Origin of the sequence: Agrobacterium sp. OT33, assembly GCF_017313365.1 — a bacterium.
Classification (GTDB): Bacteria; Pseudomonadota; Alphaproteobacteria; order Rhizobiales; family Rhizobiaceae; genus Agrobacterium; species Agrobacterium rhizogenes_A.
Genome location: NZ_JAFLMZ010000012.1, coordinates 132222 through 149881 on the forward strand (window position 1 = coordinate 132222; position 17660 = coordinate 149881).

Here is a 17660-nt window from a genome sequence, read left to right on the forward strand (position 1 = left end):
GATTCACGGTTCCTTTTGATCGCCGGCAAGACCATGGTCTGATATAGGAATGGGCGGTTCGCAGACGGGCCGCCCATTTTTGTCGCGACAGTCGGACAACGGAACGATTGAAACGATTATACTGAAATGCGACATCTTGTCAGCCGGCCCCGGTTGGCGTACTCGAAACCGGTAAAAGACCCAGACCTATTGACGTGACAGTTCGGTGGTGCTGGGTTTTGGCTCCATACATATCAGGACGTTGGGATAGCGATGAACCTTTACTTGGATTACCTGGCTGAGATCAAAAGCAGAGAACAACAAGGGCTCGCACCCAAGCCGATCGATGACGGCGCATTGACCGCCGAAATCATTGCGCTGATCAAGGATGCCGGTAGCGAATACCGGACGGACGCCCTCAAGTTCTTCATCTACAATACCCTGCCGGGCACCACGAGTGCTGCGGGCGTCAAGGCGGCTTTCCTCAAGCAGATCATTCTCGGCGAAGTCGTCGTGCCAGAGATCACGCCTGCCTTCGCACTGGAACTGCTGTCGCACATGAAGGGTGGTCCTTCTGTCGAAGTGCTGCTTGACATCACGCTCGGTGATGACGCGGCACTTGCCGAGCAGGCGGGTGAGGTTCTGAAGACCCAGGTCTTCCTTTATGACGCCGACATGTTCCGGCTGCGCGATGCCTTCAAGGCAGGCAATGCCGTCGCCAAAGGCGTGCTTGAAAGCTATGCCAAGGCTGAATTCTTCACCAAGCTTCCGGATGTGGAAGACGAGATCAAGGTCGTGACCTTCATCGCCGCCGAAGGCGATATTTCGACCGACCTTCTGTCGCCTGGCAACCAGGCGCATTCGCGCTCCGACCGCCAGCTGCACGGCCAGTGTATGATCACGCCGGAAGCGCAGGCGGAAATCGTCGCGCTTCAGAAGCAGCATCCCGACAAGCGGGTGATGATGATCGCCGAAAAGGGCACGATGGGCGTTGGCTCATCACGCATGTCCGGCGTCAACAATGTGGCGCTGTGGACCGGCAAGCAGGCCAGCCCCTATGTGCCCTTCGTCAATTTCGCACCCGTTGTTGCCGGCACCAACGGCATCTCGCCGATCTTCGCCACCACCGTCGATGTGACGGGTGGCATTGGCATCAACCTGAAAAACTGGGTGAAGAAGCTCGGTGAAGATGGCAAGCCGATCCTCAACAATGACGGCAACCCGATCCTCGAGCAGAAATATTCGGTCGAGACCGGCACTGTGCTGAAGATCGACGCCAAGAACCGCAAGCTTCGCGACGAAAGCGGCAATGAGCTGGTTGACGTTGCCGCCGCCTTCACGCCCCAGAAGATGGAATTCATGAAGGCGGGCAGCTCCTACGCCATCGTCTTCGGCAAGAAGCTCCAGACCTTTGCGGCTCAGACGCTCGGCATCGAGGCGACGCCGGTCTTTGCCCCGAACAAGGAAATCGCGATCGAAGGTCAGGGCCTCACCGCCGTTGAGAAGATCTTCAACCGCAACGCCGTCGGCGTGACCCCCGGCAAGGTTCTGCATGCCGGTTCGGACGTTCGCGTCAAGGTCAACATCGTCGGCTCGCAGGATACGACCGGCCTGATGACCGCGCAGGAACTTGAGGCGATGGCGGCAACCGTCATTTCGCCGCTGGTGGATGGCGCCTATCAGTCGGGCTGCCACACGGCCTCCGTCTGGGACAAGAAGGCGCAGGCGAACATTCCGAAGCTCATGTCCTTCATGAACAATTTCGGCGTCATCACCGCGCGCGACCCGAAGGGCGTCTATCATTCGATGACGGACGTGATCCACAAGGTGCTGAACGACATCACCGTGGATGACTGGGCGATCATCATCGGCGGCGACAGCCATACGCGCATGTCCAAGGGCGTCGCCTTCGGCGCCGACTCGGGCACCGTGGCGCTGGCGCTGGCGACGGGCGAGGCGACTATGCCGATCCCGCAATCGGTCAAGGTCACCTTCAAGGGCACGATGCAGCCGCATATGGACTTCCGCGATGTTGTGCATGCGACGCAGGCGCAGATGCTGAAGCAGCATGGCGACAACGTCTTCCAGGGCCGCATCATCGAAGTCCACATCGGCACGCTGCTCGCCGACCAGGCCTTCACCTTCACCGACTGGACGGCCGAGATGAAGGCCAAGGCGTCGATCTGTATCTCTGAGGACGAGACGCTGATCGAGTCGCTGGAGATCGCCAAGTCGCGCATCCAGATCATGATCGACAAGGGCATGGACAATGCCGCCCAGACGCTGAAGGGCCTGATCGCCAAGGCGGATCAGCGTATTGCCGAAATCCGTTCGGGCGAAAAGCCTGCCTTGACCCCCGACGACAATGCGAAATATTTCGCGGAAGTCGTCGTGGATCTGGATGTCATCGACGAACCGATGATCGCCGACCCCGACGTCAACAATGCCGATGTATCCCGGCGTTACACCCATGATACGATCCGTCCGGTGTCCTATTACGGCGGCACCAAGAAGGTCGATCTGGGCTTCGTCGGTTCGTGCATGGTGCATAAGGGCGACATGAAGATCGTCGCCCAGATGTTGAAGAACATCGAAAAGGCCGAAGGCAAGGTCGAGTTCAAGGCGCCGCTCGTCGTCGCTGCACCGACCTACAACATCATCGACGAGCTGAAGGCGGAAGGGGATTGGGAAATCCTGCAGAAGTATTCAGGCTTCGAATTCGATGACCTGAAGCCGAAGACCACCAATCGCACCGAATACGAGAACATCCTCTATCTGGAACGCCCGGGCTGCAACCTGTGCATGGGCAACCAGGAAAAGGCGGAAAAAGGTGACACCGTTCTGGCAACCTCGACCCGCCTGTTCCAGGGCCGCGTCGTGGAAGACACGGCTGAAAAGAAGGGTGAATCGCTTCTGGCCTCGACCCCGGTCGTCGTCCTGTCGGCAATCCTTGGCCGCACGCCGAGTGCGGAAGAGTATAAGGCGGCCGTCGAAGGGATCGATCTGACCAAGTTCACCCCGTCGAAGGGAACGCCGATCGATTCCCTCTCGGTCCATTATTGAGGTTTCGGCACCGGGAGGTGAAAGCCTCCCGGACATGACATCTCAAAGTGAACTCAAGGACGCCCGCCGGATGGCGGGCCTCCAGAAATTCTATGCCGTCCGAAAGCGGCGTGGAATATTGTACTTGTCGAGCACTATTGCGCTTCAACATATTGGACGCAGGCAACGGTAAGCTGTTCGCCCCTGCAGAGGACTCGACAGACCATATTCGGCCTGTTGCCGGCTGGATCTGACCGGCGTGTCTGGCGCTATTGGCCCGATGGAGTGCGGGTCCATTTCTGTGGCGACAGATTGCCGCCCAGAGGCGCAATAAAAAAAGCACTACCCTGTTGAGCCACCGCGATATTGTGAAGGGCCGATCCTGACGTTCCCTGCGGCAGGGAAATGGCAATGTTGGCAGCGCCCTGACATCCGTTTTCGACGGGCAAGGGTGCCTTGCAATCGGCGCTGACCGGGAAAATCTGTACATTGCCCGCGCCGGTGAAGGTGGTTGTGCTGCTGGAAACAAAAAGCTGGGCGGATGTCGCCGCGTCATTCCCGAGAGCCAGCCCGTAGACGCCGAGGGTGCCGAAACATTGCAATTGCTGGAGGAATGTTCCGTCCTGCTCAAAGATCTGGACGCGATTATTGAGTGCGTCGGCAACGAAAATCCGGTTGCAGTGGTCGGTTGTGATGGCGTGCGGCAGATTAAACTGTCCGGGACCGGTTCCGGCCTTGTTGTCCGGCGCTGACCAGACCTGCAGGACCTTGCCGGTTTCGGGGTCAAGCGAAAGCACCCGGTTATTCAATCCACCAACGTCGCCGTCGGTTACCCACATCAGGCCGTTGGCGTCAAAGGCGACATCCGTGACCTTGTCGAACTGGATCGGGTCCAGGCTGCTGCCCTGGCTGTCAGCGCCGCAGACGCCGATACTGCCGAGATAATTACCGTCCGGCGTGAATTTTTTGATGCAATGCCCGAAGGCGCCGCCGGCCGTGTTGGGCGGCGCCATATCGGTGATCCAGGCAAATATCTCCCCCTTCGCGGTTTTTTGAAAGCTCAGGGAATGCGGCTCACCGAGCCAATCCGTCGACCATGACGAAACGAGCCGGCCGTCGAGTGTCCAGATTGAGACGGCGGGTGTGCCTCTCTGTACCATGTAAAGCTGGTCGCCGGCGGGCGACAAAGTCATCCAGCTCACATTCTGCATATTGAAGCGGCTGATCTCCGGAAAACTCCTGTCCTGGGAATAGCTTTCCTGCGCGCTGGCGGGCGCGCCGGCGGAGATGCAGGCAAGGGTAAATAGCAGGGACCCGCCCGCCGACACTGCCACCCGAAACGGCCCCTTGGCCGAAAGAGAAACGGGGACGCTCATTTTGACCCGGTTCCGCGAATCGCGGCGCCTTTCGGCAGGCTCGCCTTTACCGCGCCCGGTTTAGGCTGAGCTAGGCAGAGCGCTGGAAGGTCGAAGAATTCGGGCGGGAACCAGACCGGTGATTCCTGATAGTCGTAATAGTCGGCAAGAGCGAGGCTGGTGCCGCCTTCGGCGATGGTCGATGCGGACTCCATGAAGGTGACAGGCCGGCTCCGTGTGCCGTCCGATCCCGGAAATGGGCTGTACCATGTCCAGAGATACCGTCCCTGCGGATATTCCTTCGTCGGTGGGAAGAGGACCGAGATGATGTTGGTCGTCTGTCCGGGGGAGAGGGCCGGGTTGTTGTTGATCGAAGCGTGGATGGTGCCGTCCACGGCGGGAATGCGCGCCCAGTCCGGAGGCTCCTGTCCCAGCCCGATATTGTCGCATGACCAGACGATCGGGAAAGGGTATCCGCGTGAGAGAAAGAAGGTCTCGTTGTAAATATAGCCACTGCCCGCGAGCGCCGGCGGCGTCGTACCTGATGGAGCGATGCCATAGAGCATGGCCACCTGATCCTGAAATCCGGCACTCGGATTATATTCATAGGACATGATGGTGGCCTGTCCGCGATCCGAGGCAACACGATAGCTCGCATCCGGCTTCCATTGATACAGAACGACAGTGGGCAGCGGCATGCTCTTGGAATCAACCGGCGTCATATAGGTCGTCATGAAGAAACAGGGGTTCCAGACGACGAGCTTCTGGTTGTTCGGGTTGCCGGGCTGGAAGCCGGCAATCACGGGATCAACCCAGGAATCGACATTTGGCGACGAGGCGGGTGCAAAATTCGGAAAGTAGGTGAATGAGAAATTCTGGAAAAAGGCAAGTTGTGCGGGGTCTCCCATGGCCGGAGACGATGGCGGGGCACCGAACATCATGCGGAACGGCAATTGCGAAGCCGTATCGAACCACATCCATGTCGTTGCGTTCGAACCCGGAACAGGCTGTTTCCACCAGTCGACTTCCTGTGCCTGCATCCAGTTCAGGTAACCGGTCTGGAAGTAGGATGGCTGATTGTTCAGCCAGTTCTGCGTTGGCAGTGTCCAGCCCATGTCGACCACGGTCCAGGTTGCGCCCTTGTTGGTGGATACCTGCGTGCCCTGTGGCGTTATTCTGTACCACCAGGTTCCGTAGTCCAGCCCCACCACGCAGATGGACATGACCTGATTGGCGATGAAGCTGATATTCGCAATGCACATCTGGTAGAATGGTGTGGTTTGCGGGTCGTTGCGCGGTGGCGGGCTGAAGGAGTGCAGGAGGGCGGTGCACTCCCATGCGGGGGGCAGAGCCGGAGGTTGAGCATCCGCTTTCTCCCTTAATTGCGGAGGTCGGGCAACCGGAAAGAGTCCATGGGCTAAAGCGGGCATGATAACCTCCTCTTTTCGCCTGAGCGATTGCAGGCGAGACCAGCACAATTTCTGCGTGAGATTACGACATCCTAAAAATACCCGCAATAGTAGATTTTACCATGCTTGGTAAAGTTGTTGCTGGATGATTTCTCCGGGCCGCCCCGGATTTTCCAAGGTATCAGTCGGCCTGCGGATTGTTTCCGGACGTCATCACGTCGGTCCAGTCATCGATGAAGCGTTTACGCTGGGCGGCATCCTGGGTGGCGAGAAGGGCGGGGCCGATCCGGACGATGCGGCCCACGCCGCTTTCGATGAGCGATGGAGGACCATCGACATCCGTTGGCATGGTGCCGTCGCGTGAGAAAAAGAAGGATTTTTCCCGCGCGACGCGGCGCCCGCGCTCGGAGAGAAGATAGTCGATGAAGCGCCCGGCAAGCGCCGGCTGCCTTGCCTTTTGCGGAATGAGCGCGGCCCGGCTCAGCACAAGGGTATAGTCGCGCGGCAACACGATCTTCAGCTTCGGATCACGCAGCGTTGCGGCATAGGCGTAGGAGCCTATGACATTGTAACCGATATATATCTTCTGGTTGGAAATATCGGCCAGCACGGAATTGTTGCAGCAGCGCAGCTGGGTGTCGACGCGGCTCATGCTCTCCAGAAGACGGCCATAGGCGGTGGAATTCTGTTCCGCATCGAGGAAGGCAAGAAGATAACCGACGCCTGACTGGCGAAGATCGTAGGTCGCGACGTGGCCGCGGTAGAATTCCTGTTTGCGGCGCAGCAGATCGGCAAGTTCAGCTCGTGTATGCGGCACATCCTGCGGTGGAACATAATCGCTGTGGTAGACGATGACGCTCGGCTCGAAGGTGAAGCCATAGACCTCGTCGCGCCAGCTATTGGCATGGTTCTCTACCGCCCGCGTTTCGGCCGACACATGCGGCGTGGCGCATCCGTCATTGGCGAGCTTCACCATCTGATCAACCGAGGATGACATCAGAAGGTCGCCGAACTCCTTTTCCTCCCGGCATGCGGCGTCCGCTTCGCGATAGAGGTCATTGGTGACGAAATCGGTGTAATCGATGGCGATGTTCGGTTCGATCTGCTGGAAGTCGAGCAGAAGCGGTTTCAGGGCGGAGGTGTCGGCGGCGCCGTTGATGACAAGGCGTTCCGTTTCCCCGGCCGGCGCGGGGAAATACGTGGAGGTGCCCTCCGTCGGCTGCGGGTGCGCCGGCCCCGTGGCCAGCATCGAAAGCAGGATTGCCAGGAGCAGATTTTTCAAGCGCTTTCCTCCCGGGCGCTGGGCAGATCCAGAATGACGGTAAAACCGGTGTCGCCCTTTTCGCGAAAGCGAATCCGACCGCCATGCGCGACCGCGACCTCGGCCGCTATGGCAAAGCCGAGCCCCGAGGCGGAGGCGGCATTGGCGGAAGCGGCGTTGAAGCGGCGCGACATCTGGTCCCATTTTTCCGGGGGAATGCCCGGCCCGTCATCTTCCACCTCCACGCAGATGCGCCCATCATGCCGCATTACCCGGACATCGAGACGCGAAACCGCGCCATGGCGCAGCGCATTGCTGATGATGTTTGCGATCGCTTCCCTGAGGCTGACGGGATCGCCCCTGACCGGTAGCAGCGCTTCGTCGGCCTCGAAGGAAATCACCATGTCGGGATCGACAGTCAGCGGAACGGCATGGTGGAAGGCCGTGCGCGCCACCGTGACCAGATTGACGTTTTCGAGCTGGATGATGCCGGAGCGATGGATGACCATGGCGTGGCTGAGCAGCTGGTTGGTCAGCTGCGCCAGTTCGCCCGTGCGTATCTTGATGCGCTGGGTGCGCTCGCGATTTTCGGGGATCATGTTCGTCTCATCGAGCATGTCCACCTGGGCGGAAAGTCCGGTCAGCGGGGTGCGTATCTGGTGGGCGGCATCGGCAATGAACTGCTGCAGGCGCACCACGCGTTCGTCCAGCCGGGTCATGAAGTGGTTGATGGCGCCCAGAAACGGCTGCAATTCCTGCGGCGCGGGCATTTCCATAGGCGTCAGGTCTTCGGGATTGCGCTGCCGCAGGGCGAGAGCGAGCCGGGTGACGGGCTTTAGCGCATAACGCACGGCAAGGAAGGTGCCGCCAAGTCCAAGCAGGATCATGATACCGACGATCAATATGGCGCCCTGGGTTATCTCGGCGGCCAGCGCCCGGCGCGCCTCGGTGGTCTGCGCCAGAATGACATAGATCCATCCTCCTTGCGCCTGATCGGCCAGCGCGCGCGACACCGTGATGGTCCGCACTTCGACGCCGCGATATTGTTCCGTTTCGAGCTGCGGATCGTAACGCGCGGCGATGGAATCGTAGTCGACATTGAGATCGGGATATCCGCTGACGATGGCGCCGTCCGGCCCGACGATGCGATAAAAAATGCGGTCCCGTTCCGCAAAACCGAGCAGCTCGAAAGCGGAAAGGGGCAGATTGACGATCAGCTTGCCGTCATTCTGGGTGATGCCGTCGGCAATCTGCATGGCCGCGCCACGCAGAAGCTGGTCGTAGGTCTTGTTGGCCGCCGTCTGGGCATAATAACCGGCGGCGGAAATGAGTATGCTTGCGCCGATGAGCAGAACCATGCCCACACGGATGACGAGGCGCGAAAACAGCGACGGTTCACGCGTTGTCATCGATCACCAGTTGATAGCCCATGCCGCGCTGTGTGACGATCGATACGCCGGAGCCTTCGATTTTCTTGCGTATCCGGCTGACATAAAGCTCGACCGCATTGTGGTTGACGCCCTCGTCGAAGCCGAACAGCGCGTCCATCAGCTCGTCCTTGCTGAACAGGCGGCCGGGACGGGTGGCGAAGACCTCGAGAATGGCAATTTCACGCCGCTTCAGCTGGACTTCGCGTTTGCCGATGCGAACATTGCGGCTCTGCTGATCAAGCTGCAGGTTGCCGCAGGTGATGATATTGGTCGTCTCGCCACGGTTGCGCCGCAGCAGGACCCTTACACGCGCATCAAGCTCGCGAAAATCGAAGGGTTTCACCAGATAGTCGTCCGCGCCGAGATCGAGCGCGCTGACCCGGTCCTCGATTTCGGAGCGCGCCGTCAGCACCAGCACGGGAACGGTTTTTTTGGCGGCCCGCACACGGCGCAATATCTCGAAACCGTCAAGCCCGGGCAGCATGACGTCAAGAATGATCAGATCGTAATCGGTGAAGTCGAGAATTTCAGCCGCAGCAAGTCCGTCTGCCTCCCAATCAACCGAGTGTCCCACTCGCTCCAGACGTTGATTGATTGCCTCCCCGACATCCCGTGTGTCTTCGACCAATAGGATGCGCATGAGCCATGAATTGCATGAAAAATCGCACCTGACAACAAAAACATATTCGAACGTGACAGGTTGCTGACAGATTCACCGATAAATTTATGTAGCGTGGCGATCTATTCGTTTGGTCGGGTGGTTTCCACTATATCCGTGGGAGGATATCGATTTGATGGGCTGTATAATCTACTTCGCAGGAAGTGGAAATACTATTGCTTTGCTCAAAATAATCGGAACATAAGAACGTTTTCCGGCAGGTAAACATGCCCTGTCTTCGTTTCTTCTCTTCCCCCGGATGTCTTGAATCATTGTGGGAGGACCAGGAATGAAGCAATTTTTCTCTTATGCGCTGACCGCGAATGCGGCGGCCCTGCTGCTGGCCATGCCGGTATTTGCAGCCAGTGATGAACTTGTCGAGGCCGCGCGCAAGGAAGGTTCGGTCACCATCTATTCGGCCACCGACCAAGCGCAGGCGCAGGCGGCTCTTGATGCATTCGCGAAGAAATATCCCGGCATCCGTATCGATTACAACGATATCGGCACCAATGGCGTCTATAACCGCATCATCTCGGAAGCCGCGGCAAAGCAGGTGGGCGGCGACGTCTTCTGGACCTCGGCCATGGATCAGGGCGTGAAGCTTGCGACGGATGGTTATCTGGAAACATACAAGTCGCCGGAACTGGCGTCGCTGCCCAGCTGGGCGGTCTTCAAGGACATCGTTTATGCCACCTCGATCGAGCCCGTCGGCATGATCTACAACAAGACCGCGCTGCCGGAAGACAAGGTTCCGCAGACACGCGAAGATTTGATCAAGTTCATTTCCAGCGGTGAATATAACGGCCGTATCGGCACCTTCGATCCGGAAAAGTCCGGCGTCGGATTTCTGATCCAGACCAGCGATATGGAAAATACCAGCAATTTCTGGGACATGACCAACGGGCTCGGCAAGGCGAAGGGCAAATCCTATTCCTCGACGGGCTCCATGCGCGAAACCGTGGTCTCGGGTGAAAATGTCCTCGCCTATAATCTGATCGGTTCTTACGCGCTGGATTGGGTGAAGAGCGCGCCGAACCTCGGTGTTGCTTTCGGCAAGGATTACACGCTTGCCTTCTCGCGTGTTGCCGGCGTGTTGAAGGATGCTCCGCATCCGAATGCCGGCAAGCTGTTCATCGATTTCCTGCTGTCGCAGGAGGGGCAGAACGCGCTTGCCTCAAAAGGCATGCCGGCCCTGCGCAAGGATACCACCGAAGGCTACAATATCGACACGCTCAACGAACTCGTCGGCGGCAATCTGAAGCCGATCGCGCTCGATGAAACGCGCCTCGATTTCATGGAACCGATGAAACGGCTGAAGTTCCTGAACGAGTGGCGCGCGGCGCTGAAGGGCTGATCTCGCCCTGGTGAGCCACGCCTCTCGAGGCGGGGCCAGACACCGTGCTTTTCCCCCGAAGGCACGAGGCGGTGTCTGGCCCATTTCCCGAGGCCTTGCCGCTTTTACGAAAATCCATTCCCCAAACGTCTGTTTCCCGGAGGCTGCAACCATGCCGGTGGATGCCATTACCCAAAACCCACCCCGAGAACTATCCCGCGAACCGCGGTTGAGGACGCCCCGCCCACCCGGCGAAGCGCTGCTCTTCCGCCGGCTCGTCATCGGGCTCCTGACGCTGTGCGTCCTCACGCCCATTTGCCTGATCATCTACCAGAGCTTTCTCGATGGTCCGTTCTTCAGCCCGAGCGCCAGCCTCGGCCTGAGCGCATACGAATATATTCTCATCGACCCGATGTTCTACGATGCCCTGTGGAACACGGTCATCATGGCCGTGGGCATGGTGGCGATCGCCGTCCCGCTGGGCGCGGCACTCTCCTTCCTGCTCACCCGTACCGATGTGCATTTCCGCAAGGCGCTGGAAATCATCGTGCTGGTTCCGATGTTCATTTCGGCGCTGGTGCTCGCTTTCGGTTATACGGTTGCGATCGGGCCTTCCGGCTTCGTTTCCATCCTTGCGCGCGACATCATCGGTTTCGTGCCGTGGAACATCTATTCCCTGAGCGGCATCGTGCTTGTCACGGGGCTGGCGCATGTCCCGCATGTCTATCTTTACGTGTCGGCGGCGATGCGCAACCTGCCGTCCGATCTTGAAGAGGCGGCCCGCATCACCGGCGCGCCCATCTGGCGTGTGTGCTGGGATGTCACCGTGCCCATGGTGCTGCCCGCGCTCATCTTCGCCACCGCGCTTAACCTGTTGATCGGCTTTGAAATGTTCGGCGTGCCGCTGGTGCTTGGCGATCCGAGCGGCATCAACGTCCTCACCACCTATATCTACAAGCTCACGACACTTTTCGGCGTCCCTACCTATCAGCTGATGGCTGTCGTCGTTGTCCTGCTCGTGCTCCTGACGCTGCCGCTGGTATGGTATCAGCGCCGGCTGCTGCGCCACAGCCGCCGCTATGCGGCCCTTGGCGGAAAAGGCTCGCGCACCACGGTCATGCGGCTGGGACGGACCGGCCAGATCATCGCGCTCTCCGTGATCGGTTTCTGGCTGTTCCTGTCGGTCATCCTGCCGATCGGCGGAATTATCCTGCGCGCCTTTGTCGATGCTTGGGGGCAGGGCGTCAATCCTTTCGCTCATCTCACCACCAAGCATTTCAATGCGCTTTTCGAGGTTCCGAGCCTTTATCGCGGTGTTCTCAACACCATCATACTGGCGGTCGTCGGCGGTGCGCTGGCCGTTGCCTTCTATCTGGTCGTCGGCCTTGCCGGGCACCGCAATCGGGACGTGTCCAATACCGTTCTCGATTACATGGTCCTCCTGCCGCGCTCCATGCCGAGCCTGATCATCGGTCTCGCCTTCTTCTGGCTGTTCCTGTTCATCCCGTTCCTGGTGCCGCTGCGCACGACGCTGATAAGCCTGTTCATCGCTTATCTGATCGTCGGCCTTTCCTATGGCCTGCGGCTGCTGCAGGGCACGCTCATTCAGGTCAGCCCCGAACTGGAGGAGGCTGCGCGCACGACGGGTGCGACAATCGGCCAGACCTGGCGTGACGTCGTCATTCCCATCGTGCGCCCCGGTCTCGTCGGCGCATGGGCGCTGATCATGATCGTCTTCCTGCGTGATTATGCGACCGGCATCTATCTCATGAGCGCCGGCACCGAAGTCATCGGCTCGCTCATGGTTTCCATGATCCAGTCCGGCGCAATGGACACGATTGCCGCGCTGGCATTCGTCAGCATCGTTCTTACCGGCGCAGGCCTCGGTCTCGCCCTTCGTCTGGGAGCAAAAATCCATGACTGAACTTACTGTTCGCGACGTTCACAAATATCTCGGCGGCCTGCACATTCTTCAAGGCGCATCCTTCACCGCCGAACGCGGCTCAATCGTTTCCCTGCTCGGCGCTTCGGGCAGCGGCAAGACGACCCTGCTGCGCTGCATTGCCGGGCTGGAACAACCCGAACAGGGTCTCATCAGCATCGGCGGCAAACCGATGCTCGATGGCAGCAAGGGCCTGACGGTCGCGCCGGAAAACCGCAATATCGGCCTTGTCTTTCAGTCCTATGCGCTGTGGCCGCATCGCACGGTGATGGAAAATGTCGCCTATGGCCTGAAGCTGCGCGGCGTGAACCGGGTGGATGCCGGCAAACGTGTTCAGGCGACGCTGGAAAAGATCGGTCTCGGCCATCTTGCCGAGCGTTATCCCGATCAGCTTTCGGGCGGCCAGCAGCAACGCGTCGCGATCTGCCGCGCGCTGGTCTATGAGCCGCGTGTCCTGTTGATGGACGAGCCGCTTTCCAACCTTGACGCGAAGCTGCGCGAAGAGGCGCGTTACTGGATCCGCAAGCTCATCCTCGACCTGGAAATATGCGGTGTTCTCGTTACCCACGATCAGTCGGAGGCGCTCGCCGCATCCGACAATATCCTGCTTCTGCGCAACGGCGCCATCGTTCAGGAAGGCACGCCGCAGGACATCTATACAAAGCCGAAGAGCTTTTATGCGGCGGACTTTCTCGGCGCGAACAATGTCGCCAGCGGCGAGATACGCGGTCTGGGCGAGGATGCCAGCATCCACGGGCCAAACTGGCAGCTCGATGGCATCGTTTTCGGCAAGAGCGGCGAAAAGGAGGACAAGGCGGTCATCCGCGTCGAGCAGATCGCCGTGCATGACAATCCCGGCCAGAACCGCAGGGAAATGCATCTGGATGCCTGCCTTTATCTTGGCGACCGCTGGGAATACCGCCTGAAAGCCGGTGATTTCGCAGCCAAGGCCTTTGGGCCGAAAGCCTTGCCCGAAGGTCCGGTGTGGGTGGATATTCCCCGGGAAAGCGTGTGGCTTTTCGCCCGCGGTTCATAAGCTCCTGCCCATCCGCTTCAAAGAACCGGTGGCCGAAACGGCCTGATCCGGCGTGGCGTTTCATGGTCCATCGTTGTATTGCTGTATGAGGCAACGATGGACCGAAACGTCGCTTTCCGAAGGGCCGGTTTTATTTGACGCTGCCGGTCGCAAATATCGATATTCATACGATACCTGTCACGAATCGCTGCCGCCTTGAGGCGGCTTTGGGCATCCGCCACGGCGTCATCTCCACGGAAACGTCATCGATTCTCAGCTTTCCGCATCGAATTTTGCGAAGGAAAATGCCGGGCGCCTTCAATCGCCACGGGGTGTCAACTTTGCCGGCTAAGGACATGCCTCAGGCACTTCATTTTGGGTTGCCCTATCGGCCTGTGTCGCCCGCTCACCAGCCTCTTTGTACGAAAGGCCTGAATGGCGGTTGGCGGCTTCCGGTTGTCCCGCCTTTCCTGCGCTGGCCGTGCCGAAGCCGCACTGCAAACTTTTACCGGTGCAATTTTATAGTTTTCAAGTTGTGTAAATCATGGTCAGTCCATGGTTTCGCCACAATGCTTGATTGCATTCTGTTCAGAGTTTGACAGCTGATTGATTTTTTATCGATCCGATTACCGGGGTTTCAATGACCGACCAGCCTGCATCTTCGGACTTTCTCCAGGCGAGCCGTGTGCTCAAGGTCAAGTCTCCGTTAGGGGAAGACCAGCTTCTGCCGGAACGACTTGCGGTTGACGAGGGTGTTTCGCGGCTTTTCGAGATTCACCTGACGCTGCGTGCGAAGAAGGAAGCGGTCAAGCCCGAGGAGCTGATCGGGCGGCTGGTTGATGTGTCGGTCGAGATAAGCCAGGGAGACGGGGAAGAGGGCAGCGGCGTCCGCCGGCCGTTCAACGGTCTGGTGACGGAACTGCATGAGGGCCCACCGATCACCCGCGGGCTGCGCTCCTATGCGCTGACGATCCGGCCGCAGATGTGGCTTCTGTCCCGACGCTCCGATTGCCGCATCTGGATGGACAAGACGGCGGTGGAGATCGTCGAGACGCTGTTTTCCGAACATGGCATTCCGGCCCCCGACACGTCGGGCATCATCTCGCCGCCGCCTGCGCAACACTACAGTGTGCAATGGAACGAGACGGACCTTGATTATCTGACGCGCCGTTTCGAGGAGGACGGGCTGTTCTACTGGTTCAGCCATGAGGACGGTTCCCACAAGCTGCATGTGGCCGACAGCGCCAGCGGCTGGCTTGCCCCGTCGGCTTCGGCACAGGGCGAGGGCAGGGTGCGTCTGGCGCAGGGGTCTTCGGACCGCAACCACATCAATGACTGGGCGCGGCGTTTTTCCTATGTGTCGGGCCAGCGGGCGGGCGCGGACTGGAACTTCGAGACGCCGGGCATGGTGCCGGGCACGATGACGCCGTCGCTGGTGCAGATGCCGGATGCGATGAAGCGCGAGCTTTATGAATATCCGGCCCGGATCAGCACGGTTGAAGAGGCCGAGCGGGCGCAGAAACTCAGAACCCAGTCGATCGAGGCGGATCATGACCGTGTGTTCGGCTCGTCCACCTCGCGCATTCTGGAGGCGGGCCGGCGGTTCACGCCTTACGAGGTTGCCCATCCCGATCATGCCTATGAAGAGCATGTGATCATCCGTGCGAGCCACAGCATCGTCGACCGTTCCTATGAGACGAATGGCAACGAGCCGGAATATCGCAACAGTTTCGAGGCGATCCCTGCGCGGGTGCCGCTGACGCCGCATCGCGCGACGAAGCGGCCGCGCATCGAGGGGACGCAGGTTGCGATCGTGGCCGGTCCTGCCGGTGAGGAAATCCATCCGGATCAGTATGGCCGCATCAAGCTGTGGTTCCCGTGGGACCGCAAGGCGAAGAAGGATGGAACCGATACGTGCTGGGTGCGTGTGGCGCAGAACTGGGCGGGCTCCACCTGGGGCGGCCAGATCATTCCACGCATCGGCATGGAGGTTATGGTTGCCTTTGTCGACGGCGATCCGGACCGGCCGCTGGTGACGGGGGTGGTGCCGAATGCGCGCCAGACCGTGCCTTATGACCTGCCCGCCAACAAGACGAAGAGCACATTCCGCACCAATACCCACAAGGGAACCGGCTTCAACGAACTGACCTTCGAAGACGAGAACGGGCGGGAGGAAATCTATGTCCACGCCCAGAAGGATCGCAACGAGAAGATACGCAACAACCACAGCGAACGGATCGACAATAACTGGGTTCAGTCTGTTGGCCACAACAAGTCCATCGAGGTCCGCAACAACCATCATGAGGTTGTCGGCGGCAACATGATGATCACGGTCGGCCCGAGCGGCATCGGCCGGGTTGTCAATTCCCTGCTGAACTCCCTCGTCAGCGGCATTGGCGATGTGGCGAAAAATCTCGGTTTCCCCGGACTTCTCAATCCCGGCGAGGGCAATATGTCGGTGATTGTCGAGAAGAACAAAACCGAAAGCGTGGGGGTGTTCAATGCGGTCAATGTCGGGGCCGGAATGGCGACCAATGTCGGCATGTCCTACAGCGTCAACGCCGGAACGCGCGTCAATCTGATGAGCAACGATACGATGTCGCTGTCAGCGCAGAACAGCGCGACCGTGCACAGCGGTGGCGAACTGCACCTGACCTGCGGAAAAGCCAATGTGCTGATGCACGAGGATGGAACCGTCACGCTGAGCGGCACCAAGCTGTTCCTCGATTTCGCGGAAATCGAGATCAATGGTGACCAGCGTGTCGTCGTCAACGGCGGAAGGATAGATTTGAATTGAGAAGCGACATGATCAGAATACTGGCTTCGGCCTGTGTGATCCTGATGGGCTCCGGATCTCTTTCTCATGCACTTGAGTGCGAAACAGACCCGGCGAAATTCGCCTTCACGTCGGACACGCCATCCACCTTCAATATGGGCGAGAAGCGGGATGTTGACCGGGCATATGCCGCGCTTGCGGGCGCTCTCGGTCCGCTCGACAGCTATCCGAAAACGCGGATTTTCTATTCGAAAGGTTATGAGGGCGTCAGGGACTATGATTGCAAGGACGAAAAATGCCGGGCGATGGAGGTTCTCGAAGGGCTTCAGCAATGCGGGGCGGGCGGCATGAGCAAGAAGGACGCCTGTTATCCGCTGGCGGTGGTCTATCAGCAGAAGCTCTATTGCCTTCTCTATCCGGGACAGCCGGATTTTGATCCCTCAAAACCCTTCGTACCCTACGTGCCATTCAAGAACAGTCAGGACGGGCAATGAGCGATAGCGAATTCCCCTATGGCAACGACCTGAATAATCCCGATTCCTGGGTTGGTTTTGCCTATACCAAATCGCAGTCATGGCTGATCGGTTATGACAGCGGTGCTTCGCTCATTCTCGGCGCACACACCTTTCTGATGTTCGGCCGGGAGAATCTCTGCGCCTGCGTTGCCTCGTTTTACGGCGCCGGACTGACGGCGGGTTACGGCATGTCCAATGCCGCCAAGCGCGTCGAGCGCAGCGGCGGCCAGTCGACCAGGATCGGTCAGGGCGGCGGTGCGTCCGAGCAGCTCAAGAGGATCGAGGATATGAAAACCGCAAAGGACATATCCGACATCCCGACTGCCGGCGACCAATATGATTCCGCCGAGAAGATCTACCGTTTCCTCGCGGCGCAGCAGAACGGAATGAGCGCCCTCAAGCCGTTCAGCATCAACGATCTCGATTATACGATGGGCTGGGTCTCGGGCGCTTCTGTCGATGCCGCGATCGGGGCCGGGACCTATTATCTCGCCGATGCCCGCAACCTTTTCAAGGGCGCGACGGCTCTCAACGTCAAAACCGAGGCGACACTGATCGGTGCTTCGCTCGGCTCCATGATCGGTTTCTGGCGGGTGAAGAAATGGTATTCCCTCTGGACCGAACTCTCCCGCTCCAAACGCGAGGAATATCCCTTCCAAGCCTATAATGTCCATCCGTTCTTCCGCGAATGGAAGTCGCAGGAATATACCTACCAGAAGCAGCTTGATCGCATCGCCGAGCAGGATCGCATCATTAACTCGATCACCAAGGATATGCAGGTCAACCCGACGAAATACGGCTTCCCGGATTCCGATTATGCGCTGCAGCGGTCCGTGGAAATGACCGAGAAATTCTATTCTGGCGCGCGTTCTCCAGACAGCAACCCGTTCATGCCCTGGGTGCCGATGGACAAGCAGCATATCTTTTATGAAGGGCGTTGAGACC

Annotated in this window: 12 protein-coding genes; 7 read left to right on the plus strand and 5 right to left on the minus strand. The window is 59.1% G+C overall.

The genetic code is table 11. The features are described 5' to 3' along the window. Positions 1-252: 252 nt before the first annotated feature. Positions 253-3042, plus strand: coding sequence for a bifunctional aconitate hydratase 2/2-methylisocitrate dehydratase (locus JZX88_RS24410; RefSeq protein WP_206915014.1), 2790 nt, complete (start codon positions 253-255; stop codon positions 3040-3042). Between the two features lie 248 nt (positions 3043-3290). Here the strand turns inward: JZX88_RS24410 and JZX88_RS24415 are convergent, their stop codons facing one another. The 5 genes from JZX88_RS24415 to JZX88_RS24435 form a co-directional block, all read right to left on the minus strand. Further along, positions 3291-4397: a hypothetical protein gene (locus JZX88_RS24415; protein ID WP_206915015.1), complete on the minus strand. Its 1107-nt coding sequence runs from the start codon at positions 4395-4397 to the stop codon at positions 3291-3293. After that, positions 4394-5638 carry a hypothetical protein gene (locus JZX88_RS24420; RefSeq protein ID WP_206915016.1) on the minus strand — a complete coding sequence of 415 codons (1245 nt, stop codon included), beginning with the start codon at positions 5636-5638 and terminating at the stop codon, positions 4394-4396. Before JZX88_RS24420 ends, JZX88_RS24415 begins: the two co-directional genes overlap by 4 nt. A gap of 328 nt (positions 5639-5966) precedes the next feature. Next, positions 5967-7067 (minus strand): ABC transporter substrate-binding protein, encoded by a 1101-nt coding sequence (locus JZX88_RS24425; RefSeq protein ID WP_246753545.1) that lies wholly within the window; start codon positions 7065-7067, stop codon positions 5967-5969. Then, the gene (locus JZX88_RS24430) at positions 7064-8455 is read right to left on the minus strand and encodes a sensor histidine kinase (RefSeq protein ID WP_065116454.1); all 1392 of its coding nucleotides are present in this window, start codon (positions 8453-8455) and stop codon (positions 7064-7066) included. Before JZX88_RS24430 ends, JZX88_RS24425 begins: the two co-directional genes overlap by 4 nt. Further along, positions 8442-9116 carry a response regulator transcription factor gene (locus JZX88_RS24435; RefSeq protein ID WP_142859543.1) on the minus strand — a complete coding sequence of 225 codons (675 nt, stop codon included), beginning with the start codon at positions 9114-9116 and terminating at the stop codon, positions 8442-8444. Before JZX88_RS24435 ends, JZX88_RS24430 begins: the two co-directional genes overlap by 14 nt. Positions 9117-9423: 307 nt before the next feature. Here JZX88_RS24435 and JZX88_RS24440 point away from each other — a divergent pair, with 307 nt between their 5' ends. The 6 genes from JZX88_RS24440 (at position 9424) to JZX88_RS24465 (ending at position 17656) form a co-directional block, all read left to right on the plus strand. Continuing rightward, positions 9424-10488 (plus strand): ABC transporter substrate-binding protein, encoded by a 1065-nt coding sequence (locus JZX88_RS24440; RefSeq protein WP_065116452.1) that lies wholly within the window; start codon positions 9424-9426, stop codon positions 10486-10488. 151 nt (positions 10489-10639) lie between these two features. Further along, positions 10640-12391 (plus strand): ABC transporter permease, encoded by a 1752-nt coding sequence (locus JZX88_RS24445; protein WP_371741255.1) that lies wholly within the window; start codon positions 10640-10642, stop codon positions 12389-12391. Beyond that, a complete protein-coding gene (locus JZX88_RS24450) occupies positions 12384-13445 on the plus strand; it encodes an ABC transporter ATP-binding protein (RefSeq protein WP_206915018.1) in 1062 nt (353 codons plus the stop codon). Before JZX88_RS24445 ends, JZX88_RS24450 begins: the two co-directional genes overlap by 8 nt. Before the next feature lie 619 nt (positions 13446-14064). Further along, positions 14065-16221 (plus strand): type VI secretion system tip protein TssI/VgrG, encoded by a 2157-nt coding sequence (gene tssI / locus JZX88_RS24455; RefSeq protein WP_206915019.1) that lies wholly within the window; start codon positions 14065-14067, stop codon positions 16219-16221. A gap of 8 nt (positions 16222-16229) precedes the next feature. Further along, complete coding sequence (locus JZX88_RS24460; RefSeq protein WP_110760595.1) at positions 16230-16694, plus strand: hypothetical protein; 465 nt, start codon at positions 16230-16232, stop codon at positions 16692-16694. After that, positions 16691-17656 (plus strand): hypothetical protein, encoded by a 966-nt coding sequence (locus tag JZX88_RS24465; RefSeq protein WP_065116447.1) that lies wholly within the window; start codon positions 16691-16693, stop codon positions 17654-17656. The genes JZX88_RS24460 and JZX88_RS24465 overlap by 4 nt, the downstream gene beginning before the upstream one ends. Positions 17657-17660 lie beyond the last annotated feature (4 nt).